A 16,110-nucleotide genomic window follows, 5' to 3' on the forward strand; every position below is an offset into this window, starting at 1 on the left:
AAAATAAGTATAAGGTAAAAGGAGAGGACAAAATGAACTTACAAGAATTAATGAAAGATGAAGTAGTTAAAAATATTTCAAATATGGAAGAAGTAACTTGGATAAATCCTAAAAAAATAGATTATTCAAAATATGAAGAGGCAGGAATTCCTGTTTCAGATGATCAAATAGAGGATGCTAAAAATCGTTTAGAAAGATTTGCAGCATTTATAAAAAAAGCATTTCCTGAAACAAGTGAAGCTAATGGAATTATAGAATCTCCATTAGAACCAATATTTTCAATGCAAAAAGAATTAGAAGAAAAATATGAAGTTGAAATTCCAGGAAAATTATATTTAAAAATGGATAGTCATTTACCTGTGGCAGGATCAATTAAAGCTAGAGGTGGAGTTTATGAAGTATTGAAACATGCAGAAGATTTAGCTATTGAAGCAGGAATGTTGTCATATGAGGATGATTATTCTATATTAACAGAAGAAAGATTTAAAAAATTCTTCTCAGGTTATAAGGTTCAAGTAGGTTCTACGGGAAATTTAGGATTAAGTATAGGAATAACAAGTGCAGCAGTAGGTTTTGAAGTAATAGTACATATGTCTGCTGATGCAAAGCAATGGAAAAAAGATATGCTAAGATCAAAGGGTGTTACAGTTGTAGAATATGAAGATGATTACGGGAAAGCTGTTGAAGAGGGAAGAAAAAATTCAGATGCAGATCCATTAAGTTATTTTGTAGATGATGAGAAATCTATAAATTTATTCTTAGGTTATACAGTGGCAGCTTCTAGATTAAAAGGGCAATTAGATGAAAAGGGAATAGAAATTAATGAGAAAAATCCTTTAATTGTTTATATTCCTTGTGGTGTAGGAGGAGCTCCTGGAGGAGTTGCTTATGGATTAAAAAGAATATTTAAAGAAAACATTCATTGCTTCTTTGTTGAACCAACATTATCTCCATGTATGATACTTGGAATGGTAACAGGATTACATGAAAAAATAAGTGTTTATGATGTTGGAATAAAAGGAATTACTCATGCTGATGGATTAGCAGTTGCAAGACCTTCAGGACTTGTAAGTGAATATATGGATCCTGTATTAAGTGGAGTATTTACAACTGTAGATGCAAATCTTTATGATTATTTAAGAATTTTAGATAAAACTGAAAATAAAAGAATTGAGCCATCTTCTTGTGCAGCTTTTAAGGGGCCAATAAATTTATTAAAAGAAGAAACTTCAAGAAAATATATAGAAGAAAATATAGGAACAAATATAGAAAATGCTTATCATATAGCATGGGCAACAGGTGGAAGAATGGTACCAAAGGAAGATATGGAAAAATTCTTAAAAACTTATTTATAAGGTATAAAAAAAGGTGTTAGTACTTTTGTACTAACACCTTTTTCTATATTAAGTAAAAATATTATAATCTAATATTTTTAACTATAGTTCCATATGCAAAATCCTTTGCAGGAGTTATAGTTGAAATAGAGTCTACATTTACTAACATTCTATTATCTTGTTTAGTTTCAACAACTAAAAAGTTAAGTTTGCATTCAATAATCTTAACACTATAATATTTTCTTCCAGCACATACAATATCAAATTTTTCTGAATTTAATTCTTTTAATAATTCTAACATTGGCATACCTCCCTCGTTTATTTACAAATAAGATTAATTACCTATTAATGTATTATAATTTTAGCTAAATTTTACTAAATTTACAAGTAAAATTTAAAGTTTTTTAAGTAAAAGATCAGTAACCATTTTAGGATTAGCTTTACCCTTAGAAAGTTTCATGCATTGTCCCATAAGACCTTTTAATACTCTAGGTTTTCTACCTTCATCAGCATTATGATAATCTTCAATTAATTTAGGGTTGTTATTAAGAACTTCCTCTACTAAAGTTTCAATAGCACCTTCATCAGCAACTTGTGCCATTTTTTCTTCTTTAACTATAGTTTCAGGATCTCTTTCATCCTTAAGTTTAATTTCAAATAATTTTTTAGCTATTTTAGAAGATATTATATTTTTATCAATTAATTCAATAATTTTTCCTAAATCTTTAGCTGAAATAGGGAAATCATTAATTTCAATATGATTATCTTTTAGATATTTTAAAACTTCAGTTAATATCCAGTTAGCACTGGTTTTAGCATTATTGCTTTCTTTTACAACTTCTTCAAAATAATTTGCTAATTCAATATCTAAACAAAGAATATCAGCATCATATTGAGGAAGTTTGTAATCATTTACAAATCTATTTATTTTAGCAACTATATCTTCTGGCATAGTTTCTCTAATTTTTTCAATCTCTTCATCAGTAACAACTACTTTTAATAAATCAGGTTCAGGGAAATATCTATAGTCCATAGCCTCTTCTTTACTTCTCATAACCTTAGTTATTTGAGTTTCATCATCCCAAGTTCTAGTTTCTTGATCAATAGATCCTCCATCTTCAATAGTATTTATTTGTCTATTTATTTCATAATCTATTGCTCTAGCAACAGCTTTAAAAGAGTTTAAATTCTTAACTTCTACTCTAGTTCCAAAAGGTTCTCCCTCATGGTGAACTGAAATATTAGCATCGCATCTTAAAGAACCAAGTTCCATAGAAACATCACTTATTCCAGTATATTTTAGAGTATTTCTAAGAAGAGTTAAATATTCATAAGCTTCTTCAGAAGATCTCATATCAGGTTCAGAAATTATTTCAACAAGAGGCATAGAAGCTCTGTTGAAGTTTATATAAGATTCCTTAACTCCATGTATAGATTTTCCTGCATCTTCTTCTATTTGGATTTTAGTTATTCCAATTTGTTTTTCTTTTCCATTTACGTTGATATCAAGATAACCTCTTCCTGCATAAGAATTATCAAATTGAGTTATTTGATAGTTTTTAGGAGTATCAGGATAGAAATAGTTCTTTCTATCAAAAGTACTTTCATTATTTATTTTACAGTTTAAAGCAAGTCCTGCTTTAATAGCATATTCTAAAACTTTTTTATTAAGTTTTGGTAAAGCTCCTGGATGTCCTAAACATATAGGACAAGTATGTGTATTAGGTTTGTCAGAATCATAGTCAGTACTACAATTACACCAAACTTTTGTACCAGTTTTAAGTTGAAGGTGGACTTCAAGTCCAATTACTGATTCCCATTTTTTATTCATTATTTATCAGCTCCTTCAGGAAGATTAAATTCCCCTCTTATTTTTTCAAAAGCATGTCCTGCTGCAATTAAAGTTTCTTCTTCAAAATGTTTTCCTAATAATTGAATACCTACAGGTAAATCATTAGCAATTCCAGCTGGAATTGATATACCAGGAACTCCTGCAAGGTTAGCAGAAAGAGTGAATATATCTTCTAGATATAATTCTAATGGTGTTTTCACTGCATCAAGAGAAAAAGCAGTTGAAGGAGCAACAGGTGTGAAGATGATATCAACATTTTCAAATGCTTTATCAAAATCATTTTTAATAAGTGCTCTAACTTTTTGAGCTTTTTTGAAGTATGCATCGTAGAAACCAGCACTTAAAACATAAGTACCAATCATTATTCTTCTTTTTACTTCTGCTCCAAATCCTTCACTTCTAGATTTAACGTATAAATCAATATAATCTTTAGCGTTAGGACTTCTATAACCATATCTTATTCCATCAAATCTAGCAAGATTTGAACTAGCTTCAGCTGGAGCTAGAACATAGTAAGTAGGTAATGCATATTTAGTATGTGGTAAAGATATATTAACGATTTTAGCTCCTAACGATTTAAATTTTTCTAAAGCTTCATCCATAATTTCTTTTATTTTAGAATCCATTCCTTCTACAAAATATTCCTTTGGAACCCCAATTGTCATTCCAGAAATATCTTTATTTAAAGATTTTGTATAATCAGGAACTTCTTTTGGACTAACTGTAGCATCATAGTCATCATATCCAGCAATAACGTTCATAGTTAAAGCAATATCAGATACATTTTTAGCAAGAGGTCCAATTTGATCTAAAGAAGAACCAAAAGCCATTAATCCATATCTAGATACTCTACCATAAGTTGGTTTCATTCCTACAACTCCGCAGAAAGAAGCAGGTTGTCTAATACTTCCTCCAGTATCAGAACCAAGGGAAATAAAACATTGTTTAGCTGCAATAGAAGCAGCAGCTCCTCCACTACTTCCACCAGGAACTTTTGAAGTATCCCAAGGATTTTTAGTTAATTTATGATAAGAAGTTTTAGTACTTCCTCCCATTGCAAATTCATCCATATTAGTTTTACCGATGATGATTGCTCCAGCTTCTTTTAATTTTTTAACTACAGTAGCATCATATATTCCTTTATAATTATAAAGAATTTTAGAACAAGATGTAGTTAAATCATTTAAAGAGACCATATTATCTTTAACTGAAACTGGTACTCCAGCAAGAATTCCAACTTCCTCTCCATTTGCTATTTTTTCGTCGATTATTTTAGCTTCTTTTAAAGCTGTTTCTTTTCTCAAAGAAATAAAACTTCCGATTAAATCATCAGTTTTTTCTATTTTTTCATATACAGCAGTTAAAGCTTCCACAGCAGATAATTCTTTATTTGCTATTTTATCTCTAAGCTCTAAAGCTGTAAAGTTACAAATATTATTCATGAAAAAGTCCTCCTAGATTAAATTTTAATTATCCCATAACTTTAGGTACGATTAACGATCCATCAATAGATTCTGGAGCGTTAGATAAAGCTTCTTCAACAGAAAGAGATGGTTTTACCTCATCTTCTTTTAAGTTGTTAACATCATCATTTACTTGAGATAATGCTTGTGTTTCACTAACATCAACTTCATTTAACATATCAATATAGTTTAATATATCATTAAGTTCTTCTTGATATTTTTCAATTTCTTCAGGACTAAATTCAAGCCTTGCAAGTTTTGCAACATTTAGTACTTCTTCTTTTGTTAAAGCCATTTGTTTCCTCCTAATTTTGATTTTAAATAGAATTTAAATAATTTACTTCTTTCTTTTTAAGTGGTCTAGATTCCCCTGGTTTTAAACGAGGATCTAACTCTAGATTTCCAATAGCTATTCTTTTCAAGAATATAACTTTATGTCCAATATGATCGAACATTTTTCTAATTTGTCTGTTTCTTCCTTCTTTTATAGCTACGTTAAGTGTAGTACGAGTAGTTGTTGAAGAGATAACCTTTGCCTTTGCAGGTAAAGTTAACTGATCATCAATTAAAATTCCTTTTTTAATTTTATTTAAATCAGACATACGAACACTTCCTAAAACTTCAACATAATAAGTTTTATAAACTTCAGTTCTAGGATGGATAACTTTATTATAAATTTCTCCATCATTTGTTAAAATGATTAATCCTTCAGTTTCATAGTCAAGTCTTCCTATTGGGAAAATTCTTTCATTTGTCTTTACTAAGTTAGTGACAAGTTTTCTCCCTCTAGAATCCTTAACAGCAGATAAAACTTTCTGGGGTTTATTTACCATAAAATATAGTTTTTCACTTTTCTTTTTTCTTATTGAAACTCCGTCAATAAAGATTTTATCTTTATCATCAACTTTTAATCCTGACTGAGCTAATTGTCCGTTTACAGTAATTCTATCTTCATCAATCATTCTATCGATTGCTCTTCTAGAATCAATTCCTAAACTAGCTAAATATTTGTTTATTCTCATTTTTTCCATTTTTTATCCTTTTAAAATTTAATTGTTTAATTCATTTAATTGTTGCTTTATTTCAAAATAATTAGGTAATTCTTCAACAGTATCAATTCCTAAATATTTTAGAAATTTTTCAGTAACCTCGTAAAGGTTGGGTCTTCCAATACTATCTTTTTTACCGCAAACTCTAACAAACTTTTTAGATTCCATAGTTCCTATGATGCTATCAACTTTAACTCCCCTAATACTTTCTATTTCAGATTTAGTAATAGGTTGATTGTAAGCTATTATGGATAAAGTTTCAAGGGATGGAGCAGATAATTTTCTTGGTTTTTTTTCTTGTTCAAAGAAATTATTTACAATTTCTCCATATTTAGCATTTGAAACAAGATAAATATAATCTCCATTAACTTCTATATTTATTCCAGAATATTTTCTTTCACCTTTTAATTCATATATGATAGGAATTATTTTATCAATAGAAAGGGAAAAGAATTTACATAAGTCTTTTATTTTTATATCTTCACCACCTATTAATAAAATGGCTTCAATTTGATTTTTGATTTCATCCAATTGATTTTGATTTTTCAAAAATTTTCCTCCTATTAAAATATAAATGTAGAGTTATATAACTCTACATTTATGAACTAAAATTAATAATTATTTTCAGTAGACATTAGAACTGGTACATATTTATTGAAATTTTCTAAGAAAATAGATATACCATCAATTACAGAATTTAAAGGATTTTCAACAACAGTGACGTTCAATTTTAAAGAATGAGAAAGTTTTTTATCTAGTCCTCTAAGTAAAGCTCCACCACCAGTTAAATAAATTCCAGTTTTTCTTATATCAGCTGATAATTCAGGTGGAGTTTTTTCAAGTATAAGTTTAATTTCCTCTACTATTAAGTCAGTTGTTTCTTCTAAACAAGAAGAAATTTCACTAGAAGTAACTTCAATATTTACAGGAAGTCCTGAGATAAGGTTTCTTCCACTGATTTCATAAGTTAATTCTTCTTCTAATTTAATAGCAGCTCCAATTTCTTTTTTCAAAGTTTCAGCAGTTTTATAACCTATAAGGATATTATGAGCTTTTCTAATATAATCAATTATAAGAGAATCAAATTTATCCCCTGCAACTTTTAAAGATTTAGTAATAACTATTCCTCCTAGGGAAACAACTCCAATCTCAGAAGTTCCTCCTCCTATATCAACTATTAAGTTTCCTTCTGGTCTAAATACATCTATTCCAGCTCCAATAGCAGCTGCCATAGGCTCTTCTATAAGAAATGCTTCTCTAGCTCCAGCTTCTCTACTGATATCTATTACTGCTCTTTTTTCAACTTGAGTAACTCCTGCAGGAACACAAATTAAAACTCTAGGTGCAGATAATTTTTTTCCATTAGTTACTATTTTGTAAAAAGTTCTTAACATTTTTTCAGTAACTTCGTAATCAGCTATAACTCCATTTTTAAGAGGTCTGATAGCTTCTATGTTGGCAGGCGTTCTACCAATCATACTTTTAGCTTCTTCTCCCACAGCAAAAACATCTTTTGATTTGCTATTAAAAGCTACTACGGAAGGAGTATTTAATAGTATGCCTTTTTTTCTAACACAGATAAGTGTATTAGAGGTACCTAAGTCTATTCCTAAATCTTCAGAAAATAGGCTTAAAAATTTGTTAAATATGTTTTTCATTAAATTCACCTCAAGTTATAATTTTTCTAAACAATCTAAATCTATATTTAATTTTTTTAAAGACCTTAAAAATTTACCTAAAGGAAATCCCATTACAGAGAAGAAATCTCCTTCAATTTTTTTTACAAACAAAGCTCCCTTTCCTTGTATCCCGTAACTTCCAGCTTTATCAAAGGGTTCATTTGTATCAATATACCATTTGATTTCAGCATCGCTAATTTCATTGAAGAAAACTTTTGTGATTTCAGCATCTGAATAATGTATATTTTTATTAATATTTATTATTGAAAAAGCAGTAATAACTTCATGGGCTTTTCCAGAAAGTTCTCTTAACATGGCATAAACATCTTCTTCATTCTTAGGTTTTCCAAGAATTTTATTGTTTATACAAACTATTGTATCAGCACTTACAACAAACTCATCTTTATTTTCATTTGCAATTTCATAAGCTTTTTTATTAGAAATATCTTTGATTTGATCAATGATACTTTCTTTAGAACTAACTTCTTCTATTTCTTTAGTTTTAATTTTTAAATTGAAACCAAAATTTTCAAGAATTTCTTTTCTTCTTGGAGATTTTGATGCAAGAATCATAATTATTCTCCTTCGTCTTTCTTTTCTTTATTTTCTATATCTATATTTTCTAAACTAATTTCTTCTTCAACAATTTCTTCTTCAATAATTTCTTCAATATTTATATTGTCACCATCAATATTATCAATTTCATCTTCTTGAAAAAGAGGTAAAGTTTTATGTTCAATAGCTTCATCTATTTTTTCTTGAATAGTTAAATCCATAACATGTTGTTTCTTTTCATATTCTTGTAGTTGTTTTTTCTCTAAGGCTTCCTTTGCTGCGATTTGCTGATCAATTAAAGCTTTTTGTAATTTTAAGGCTTTAATTTTTTTATTCTTAAGATGGAGAAACTTAAAAAATCTAATTATTTCTTTTCCAACTAGGAAAAAAGAACAGACAAATATTATAACTCCAAGTAAGGTCCATATTAAATGCAATTTAATATTTTCAAATAAATATGTTGCAAAGTAAATAACAATAAAACCAAGATTTAAATCTATAAGTCCATATTGTATTATATTAAATTCATTTAAATATCCAGAAAAATATAATTTTAAAAATAAAACTAATATTGTTAATGCTATAACAAAAATAGTTCCAAAAAATAATCTAGTTCTATAAAATGTTTTTTTGTTTTTATCCTTTATAAAAATTATAAAAAAATCAGAAATAAGAACAATTAAAAAAGGTATATAGAATAGACCGAAATATTTAGTTAAATGTTTAACAAAATAACTCATATTTACTCCTAAAATTTAAACGATATAAAAATCTATCACACACTACATTTTATCATAACAAAACTAAGTTTTCAAGAAATAAAGAAGGTGTTAAGAGAGTAATTGTTGACAATTTTGATAAATAAATGGTATAAAATATATATAGACTATAAAATAGAACTAGAATAATTTTATTTACAAAAATTAAGGTATGTTAGAATAATTTTATGTTAATAAATTATAGGGTAAGGAAAAAGGAGGTTAATATGGAAAGTAGTGGAAAAGTGGTTGCTATAAACGGAAAGAAAGTTACACTTAGAATGTACAGAGAAAGTACTTGTTCACATTGTTCAGGATGTGGTGAAGATACAAAGGTAGCTAAAGAATTGGTGCTTGAAGTAGACCAAGATGTTGAAATAGGGGATATTGTAACGTTTCAAATGAAAGATTCTAAGTTTTTAAAAATAGGATTCTTAGTATATATAGTTCCAATTATAATGATGATTGTAGGATTTAATGTTGGAACAAAATTAGGATATACAGAAAAAGGATCAGCTGCTTTATCATTTTTATTTTTAGCTATTACATTTGGAGTAATACATTTGATAGATAGATTTTTAGTAAAAGAAAAAGTTCAAATGGAAGTTTTAAAAGTTGAAAAAGATGATGGGCAAATAGATCAAGATACTTGTGATGTTAAACATTAAAAATGGAGGGGCTATGAAAAAAATAGTTGTGCTTATGTTTATAATTAGTATATTTTCTTATTCTTCAACATTGAATTATAACCAAGTAAAAGATGTAAATGGAATTACAATTAATAGAATTACAAAACGCCCCTTTACAGGAATGGTAAAAAATAAAAGAGACAGAGAATTTTATAAAAATGGAAAACCTAATGGGAAATGGCTGACATTTTATACTAATGGAAATTTAAAATCTATAGAAAACTGGAAAGATGGAAAGCTTCATGGAAAATATATATTATATAGTTCAAATGGAGAAAAATATCTAGAAACAGAATATAAAAAAGGTATGGATAATGGAGATTATAAAATATTTTATTCTGATGGGAAACTTAGGATAGCGGGAAAACTAAAAAAAGGGAAACCTATTGGTAGCTGGAGAAGTTATAGTATGGAATATTATGATATTTTAGAAAGAAATGCCTTATATGCAAGTGGGAAAGAAAATGCAAAGAAAAACTAAAAATTATAAATTTTTTCAAAATAAAAAGTGTGAATATTTTCCTTGCCACAAAATGAAAAATCCTGAAGGAAATTTTAATTGTCTTTTTTGTTATTGTCCTTTATATTCTTTAGGGGATCAATGCGGAGGAAATTTCAAGTATAATTCTAAAGGAATAAAGGACTGTTCTAATTGTATCTTGCCTCATGTGAAAGATATAGGTTATGATCATGTTCAGATTAAAATAAAAGAAGTTATAAATAAAGTTAAAAAATAGTTGACATTAACTATCAGGTATGGTACTATAATATTCGCTTAGAGACAACAGCTACAAGGGTACACCCAGCCACATACCGAACCTGGAAGTTAAGCTTGTAAACGCCGAAAGTACTTAGGGGGCAGCCCTTTGGGAGGATAGGAAGTTTCTAAGCTTTTATATTTTTAGACTAATTAAATAACTATATATAACAAATACCACAAATTTCTTTGTGGTATTTTTTTTTATAAAAATTTAGTATAATGAGATTGTATATAAAATAATTTAAGAGGACGTGGATAATATGGAAATAAAATATTTTCAATATCAGGATAACTTTTTAAAAAAATTAAAGTCAGATGAAAGAACAATTATGGTTTTTAGTGATTATTCATTAAAAAATACATATATGAAAAATAGAGAAAAGAATATATTGAAGCCAGAGGGAAGATTATTAACTTTGGATGAATTTAATAAATTTATTTTTAAAACAAATAAAATGCTTTTAACAGATGCTAAAAGACCTCTTACTTTTTATAAAGTTTTAGATAAAGAAATAAAAAAAGAATTAAATATAAATAATTATTATGACATTATAGATTTAGCAGATTTATTTTTTAAATATTATAAAGAAAAAAATCTTAGTTTAACTGAGGATATAGTAAATCTTCAAAAATGGCAAGGGGATTATATTAATAGATTTGATAGAATAAAATATAAATATGATGAATTTTTAGAAGAAAATAATTATTTACCAAGTGACTGGTTAGAAAATTATGATAATTTTAATGATGATTTTTTAAAGTTCTATAATAATATTATATTTGTAGATATATTTGATTTTTCAAATTTGCATAAAAGAATAATAAGAGAAATAGAAGAAAAAATAAATATAGAATTATATTTACAATGTAATAAAGAAGATTATAATGAAGAGCTATTGAAATTAGAAAAAGTTTCATTAAAGGGGATAAAAAATATTCAAGTTCAAGTTTATGAAACTAATGAAGATTTAGAAGAGATGTTGAACTTAATATATTTACACAAGGAAGGTGAAAATCCCTTTGATATTTTTTCTCCAAATCCTGAAATGAATAATTTTCATAAAATATTACCTAAATATTTCAAATCACAAAAGTTAAAGGTTCTAGATGATACTAAACTTTATAGATTTATGGATAAGCAATGTGATTTATTAAACTCAGTTGAATATAAAAAAGAAAAGGGGATAAATGTAGAATTTTTAGTCCAGTGTCTAAATGATGAAACATTTTGTGAAATTTATAATATTGATAAAAATATTTTAAAATATTATAAATTGTTAATTGAAAATGAATATAGATACTTAAATCCAAATACTATAGAAGAAGATAATATAGGATGGATAATAAAAAAATATAATTTTGAAAGAGAAGAGGTGGAAGCTTTTAGAGAAGGTTTTAATAAAATTTATAATGATCTAAGAAATCTTTCAAATTATACAAGTATAGATGAATTTTATAATTATCTAAAGGAAATTGGCCTAGATAAATTTGAAGAAATGAATTATAAGGATTTCATAGATAAATTTTATGAAGTTTTAGGAAATATAAAATCAAGTGAAAGACTTTGTGGCCCACTTGGTTTTAAAAGCTTATTTAAAGAAAATATTGGAGCTTCAATTTATAAATTATTAATAAAATATTTAGAAGGAATAGAAATAAGAGAAGTTGATAGGGAAAAATCAGAAAAAACAGTTGGCTTAATAAAAAATATAGAAGATGCAAGATTAAATTATGGTAGAGATAGTTATTTTATAGATATAACAAATGATAAATTACCAGGAAATATAAAGGATTCTTTTATTTTTACCCAAAGCCAAAGAGAAGAAAATAATTTTGTAACCCTAGATGAAAAAATAAATATTATAAAGCAAAGATTTGTTCAAGGGGTATTTAATTCAAGGGAAAGTATTATTTTTACTAAGAAAAATGAAGAAACTGGTTTGGAAAAATCTATGTTTTTAGAAGAATTAATTTTAGAAAATAATTTAGAGATAGAAAAAAAGAATTTATCAGAAGAAAATATAAATAAAATAATAGAAAAAAGTCTATATGAAAAAAGAAATTTTAATGTTTTAAGAAGAGAAAATGAAATAGAAAAGGATTTTAAAAATTTAAAGGATAATCAAATATCCCTTGGAGCTTATGATGTAATTATGCTTTCTTCTTGTGAATATAAGTATTTTTTAAATAAAATTATGAAGCTTGAAAAGGAAGATGAAATTTCTTATGGGACATCTCTTAGGTTACTAGGAACTACAGTTCATAAAATTTTTGAGCAAGTTGGAATAATAATGAGAGATCAGATAGAAAAGAGAGCTGATTTTAAAGTTCAAGAAAAAATCCTAGATAAATATATTAAAATGGCAAAGGAATCAGATAAGATGAAGGTTCCAGTTTATGTGGATATTTATTTAAATAAGATAATTTATCCTGCAATAAAAAATAGTATATTTGAATTCTATCGTTCTTTGGAAAAAAGATTTAAAAATAAAGAGATTAAAAGTTTTTATAGTGAGAAGGAAAAGATTTATAAAAGTGATTATTCAAACTTAAAGGAATATCCTGAAATTTTAATAAAGGGAAGAATAGATTTAGCCATAGAGACGAATAAAGGAAATACATTAGTTGATTATAAAACTGGTGGAAGACAAGATGGACAGCTTGATATTTATTCTATAATAATGTATGGGGCCCTAAAAGAAACAGAAAAAATAATGTACAATGTTTTTAAAATGGAAGAGATAGTTGAAAGAAAAAATATATTCACTAAGGAGAGTTTAAATGAACTATTCTTAGAATTTGTAAAAACTAAAAATTATAAGAGAACTCATAAGAAGTCCCTATGTAATAATTGTGATTATGCAAAAATTTGTAGAAGGGAGGAGAGTTATAAGAATGAAGAAGATATTAAAGGCTAGTGCAGGAACAGGAAAAACTTATAGATTGGCACTTGAATATGTTATTTCTTTAATAAAGGGAGAATCTCAAAATGATATTATAGTTATGACTTTTACAAGAAAGGCAACTTCAGAAATAAAAAAGAGAATAATTGAATTCTTAAAAGATCTATATCTAATGAAAGAAGAGGGGATAAACTTAAAAGAATCTATAGAAAATCTATATCCTAATATAAATTTAAAAAAAGAGGAGATAGGAAAAATATATAAAGAGGTTATTTTAAATAAAGATAATCTAAAAGTTTATACTATTGATGGATTTAAAAATATTATATTTAAAAATTCCATATCAAAAATGTTAAATATAAATTCCTTTGAAATTATAGAGGATTTTGAAAATTATGAAATTTTAAAAAAATGTTTTGAGAAGATAACTTCTAGTGAAAAGAATTTTGGACTTTTCCAGAAATTTTTTGAAACAAATTTAGAAAGAAATATAGAAAATCATATAGAAACTCTAGGAAGCATAATAAATCATAGATGGAAATATATTTTAATTGAAAAGAAAGAAAGATTGCCCTATGAGGTTGAAAATAAAATTACAAAAATAGAAGAAATGCTAGATGTTTTGGAAAAAATTAGAGAATATAAGAAGAAAGAAAATGTTCCGATAGTAGAGCATGTTAAAAAGCCATATAAGGATTATTTAGATTTAGAAGATGATTTTGATAAGGAAAAGTTTATTTTAAATAATTGGAAAAATATATTAGATGACAAATATATTTTTGATGGAAGAAAGATAAGAGCTGGGAAAGATGAGTATGTTTTAGAATTATTTGAAGAAGAAATGGAAATAATGGATAGCTTGAAAACTGAAGTTTCTAAAAGAATATATAATTCTAAGGTAATATCATATGAAAGGGAAATGTTATCGTTTTTAGATTATATCTATATGATATATGATGAGATAAAATTTAAGGAACATAAGTTTACTCATAGTGATATAACAAACTATACTCTTAAATATATTGGAGATAGCAAGCTTAATTTACTTGAAGGAAATAAAATAACAGATTATATGAGGGAGATTCTTGAAAGTAACGCAAGTACAGTATTCATAGATGAGTTTCAAGATACTAGTGTAGTTCAATGGAAGATTTTAAATCCATTTATTGAAAGTGCTAAAAATATAATCTGTGTTGGGGATGAAAAGCAAAGTATATATGGATGGAGAGATGGAGATAAGGATCTTTTCATGAGTTTACCAGATATTTTAAATTCCCAGGTTGAAAACTTAGATACTTGCTATAGAAGTGAAGAGAGAATAATAGATTTTACAAATAATTTCTTTAAAAATTATTCTGAAAATTTAACTGAAATAAACTGGGATTTTTTAGAAGTTAAAGGAAACAAAAAAGAAAATGAAGGTTTTGTAGGAGTTTATACTAGGGGAGATAATAAGGATGAAGAGTTTTCCTATGAACAAATTATAAAGCTCCTTAAAGAAAATTATAATGAAAATTATAGGGGAGTAGGAATTTTAGCTAGAAATAATAAAATTTTAAATAAAATGGCATTTCTTCTTTCAGAAAATAAGATTCCATATTTTTTAGAGACTAGACTTAGTATATTTGAATCAAGGGTTGTTTCTCCTATTTTAACTTTATTTAAATATTTTGTAACAGAGAATATTTTTTATTTAGTTGAATTTTTAAGGGATGATCTTATATTTATAGGTGATGATTCTTTAAAAGAATTACTTTTAAATATTGAAGATTTAGAAGATTTTAATTTTAAAAATGAAGAAGAGAAAAAAGTATATGAAAAAATAATTAAATATAAAAAATTATATGATGAAAATGAATTTATATTATCTGAAGTTATAGAAAAAATAATAAAGGAATTTGCAATTGTTGATAAATATAATAGCGAAAGTGATATTAAAAATCTTTATAAATTTACAGAAAAATGTAAAAGTTTTGCTTTTATAGAGGAATTATTAGAAGAAGTTAGAGAAAATAATGATTCTAGTGAATATAGGCAGGAATCTACTAAAGAATATAATGGTGTAGCTCTCATGACTATTCATAAATCTAAGGGTCTTGAATTTGATACAGTTTTTTATATTCATAAGGAAACAAATAGTTTTCCAAATAGAGGTTTTCAATTTAATATAAAAATAAGCAAAGATTATAAAAAAGTTGAAGATTATTTAATAACAGAAAGTACTTATGAAAAGATTTTTAATTATTTAGAAGATCAGTTTGATTATTTAAGTGATAAAAAAAGAAAAGAAAATGAAGAAGAGGTTAATAATGTCTATGTTGCTTTAACAAGACCTAAGAAAAATTTATTTATAGTTGTAGATAGGACTAGTAAAACAAGTGTTTTTCAAAAGGTTCTAAATGAAAGTTATTTAAAAAATCAACTAATTTATAATATGGGAGAAGTTTTATTAACTAAAGAAGAATCAAAGGAAGAGGGAAGTAATAAAATTTTAGAAATGGATATTGATTTTAGTCAGTTATCATATGATCAAGAGAAGATGGATGAGAATATAGAAAAAATAAAAAATGATAGGGAAAATTTTAGTATTGATAGGGAAGAAAAGAAAATTTTAGGAACAGTTGTCCATTATTTTTTTGAAAATATTAAATATGCTTCTGATAATGAAATAATAAGAGCTAGAGAAAAGACTATTTCAAAATATGGAGCTTTATATGAAGAGAATTTTTTAGAAAAGTTATTTTCTAGAAAGTTTGTAGAAAAAAATATAAGGGAAAATAGTGAAATCTTTTCAAAATCTTGGGATTTAGTTTATAATGAATATCCTATTTACTCAGAAGAAGAAAAAAGTCTGTATAGAATTGATAGACTAATGATAAAAAAAGCAACTTCTAATGAAATGGGAAAGGTATCCATAGTAGATTATAAAACAGGGGGACATGAGGAAGAACAGATTGAAAATTATGAAAAATTAATTTCAGAATCTTTGGAAAAATTAGGAGTTTTGCAAGATTATAATATAGAAAAGATATATTTAGAAATTAAGATTGAAAATATTTAGGAGGAAG

Annotated in this window: 15 protein-coding genes and 1 rRNA gene; 7 read left to right on the forward strand and 9 right to left on the reverse strand. The window is 26.2% G+C overall.

Annotation, left to right across the window (positions count from 1 at the left end; genetic code table 11):
* Positions 1–32: 32 nt before the first annotated feature.
* A complete protein-coding gene (gene dsdA, locus Q7K47_06690) occupies positions 33–1,355 on the forward strand; it encodes a D-serine ammonia-lyase (GenBank protein ID MDP0506910.1) in 1,323 nt (440 codons plus the stop codon).
* A 61-nt stretch (positions 1,356–1,416) separates the two neighbouring features.
* Here dsdA and Q7K47_06695 read toward each other — a convergent pair whose 3' ends face one another.
* The 9 genes from Q7K47_06695 to Q7K47_06735 form a co-directional block, all read right to left on the reverse strand.
* On the reverse strand, positions 1,417–1,635 hold the full coding sequence (locus Q7K47_06695; GenBank protein MDP0506911.1) for a hypothetical protein: 219 nt from the start codon (positions 1,633–1,635) through the stop codon (positions 1,417–1,419).
* Between the two features lie 93 nt (positions 1,636–1,728).
* Positions 1,729–3,165 (reverse strand): Asp-tRNA(Asn)/Glu-tRNA(Gln) amidotransferase subunit GatB, encoded by a 1,437-nt coding sequence (gene gatB / locus Q7K47_06700; protein ID MDP0506912.1) that lies wholly within the window; start codon positions 3,163–3,165, stop codon positions 1,729–1,731.
* Positions 3,165–4,628: an Asp-tRNA(Asn)/Glu-tRNA(Gln) amidotransferase subunit GatA gene (gene gatA / locus Q7K47_06705; GenBank protein MDP0506913.1), complete on the reverse strand. Its 1,464-nt coding sequence runs from the start codon at positions 4,626–4,628 to the stop codon at positions 3,165–3,167. The genes gatB and gatA overlap by 1 nt, the downstream gene beginning before the upstream one ends.
* Positions 4,629–4,656: 28 nt before the next feature.
* Positions 4,657–4,944, reverse strand: coding sequence for an Asp-tRNA(Asn)/Glu-tRNA(Gln) amidotransferase subunit GatC (gene gatC, locus Q7K47_06710; protein ID MDP0506914.1), 288 nt, complete (start codon positions 4,942–4,944; stop codon positions 4,657–4,659).
* A 22-nt stretch (positions 4,945–4,966) separates the two neighbouring features.
* The gene (locus Q7K47_06715) at positions 4,967–5,680 is read right to left on the reverse strand and encodes a pseudouridine synthase (protein MDP0506915.1); all 714 of its coding nucleotides are present in this window, start codon (positions 5,678–5,680) and stop codon (positions 4,967–4,969) included.
* Positions 5,681–5,698: 18 nt separating this feature from the next.
* Positions 5,699–6,247, reverse strand: a complete 549-nt coding sequence (gene scpB, locus Q7K47_06720) for an SMC-Scp complex subunit ScpB (GenBank protein ID MDP0506916.1) — start codon at positions 6,245–6,247, stop codon at positions 5,699–5,701.
* A gap of 62 nt (positions 6,248–6,309) precedes the next feature.
* Positions 6,310–7,356 (reverse strand): rod shape-determining protein, encoded by a 1,047-nt coding sequence (locus Q7K47_06725; protein MDP0506917.1) that lies wholly within the window; start codon positions 7,354–7,356, stop codon positions 6,310–6,312.
* Positions 7,357–7,371: 15 nt separating this feature from the next.
* Positions 7,372–7,950 carry a Maf family protein gene (locus tag Q7K47_06730; GenBank protein MDP0506918.1) on the reverse strand — a complete coding sequence of 193 codons (579 nt, stop codon included), beginning with the start codon at positions 7,948–7,950 and terminating at the stop codon, positions 7,372–7,374.
* A gap of 2 nt (positions 7,951–7,952) precedes the next feature.
* On the reverse strand, positions 7,953–8,672 hold the full coding sequence (locus Q7K47_06735) for a hypothetical protein (GenBank protein ID MDP0506919.1): 720 nt from the start codon (positions 8,670–8,672) through the stop codon (positions 7,953–7,955).
* 245 nt (positions 8,673–8,917) lie between these two features.
* Here Q7K47_06735 and Q7K47_06740 point away from each other — a divergent pair, with 245 nt between their 5' ends.
* The 6 genes from Q7K47_06740 to Q7K47_06765 all read left to right on the forward strand — a co-directional run bounded on the left by Q7K47_06740 (position 8,918) and on the right by Q7K47_06765 (position 16,103).
* Entirely contained in the window at positions 8,918–9,358 is a 441-nt protein-coding gene (locus tag Q7K47_06740) for a SoxR reducing system RseC family protein (protein MDP0506920.1), read from the forward strand.
* Between the two features lie 13 nt (positions 9,359–9,371).
* A complete protein-coding gene (locus Q7K47_06745; protein ID MDP0506921.1) occupies positions 9,372–9,860 on the forward strand; it encodes a toxin-antitoxin system YwqK family antitoxin in 489 nt (162 codons plus the stop codon).
* Positions 9,844–10,116 carry a cysteine-rich small domain-containing protein gene (locus tag Q7K47_06750; GenBank protein ID MDP0506922.1) on the forward strand — a complete coding sequence of 91 codons (273 nt, stop codon included), beginning with the start codon at positions 9,844–9,846 and terminating at the stop codon, positions 10,114–10,116. Before Q7K47_06745 ends, Q7K47_06750 begins: the two co-directional genes overlap by 17 nt.
* 37 nt (positions 10,117–10,153) lie before the next feature.
* Positions 10,154–10,270: ribosomal RNA gene (gene rrf / locus Q7K47_06755) — 5S ribosomal RNA — on the forward strand.
* Between the two features lie 129 nt (positions 10,271–10,399).
* Positions 10,400–13,057: a PD-(D/E)XK nuclease family protein gene (locus Q7K47_06760; GenBank protein MDP0506923.1), complete on the forward strand. Its 2,658-nt coding sequence runs from the start codon at positions 10,400–10,402 to the stop codon at positions 13,055–13,057.
* A complete protein-coding gene (locus tag Q7K47_06765; protein MDP0506924.1) occupies positions 13,035–16,103 on the forward strand; it encodes a UvrD-helicase domain-containing protein in 3,069 nt (1,022 codons plus the stop codon). Before Q7K47_06760 ends, Q7K47_06765 begins: the two co-directional genes overlap by 23 nt.
* Positions 16,104–16,110: the final 7 nt, after the last annotated feature.

This window comes from Fusobacterium sp. JB019, assembly GCA_030673965.1.
Lineage (GTDB): Bacteria > Fusobacteriota > Fusobacteriia > Fusobacteriales > Fusobacteriaceae > Fusobacterium_B.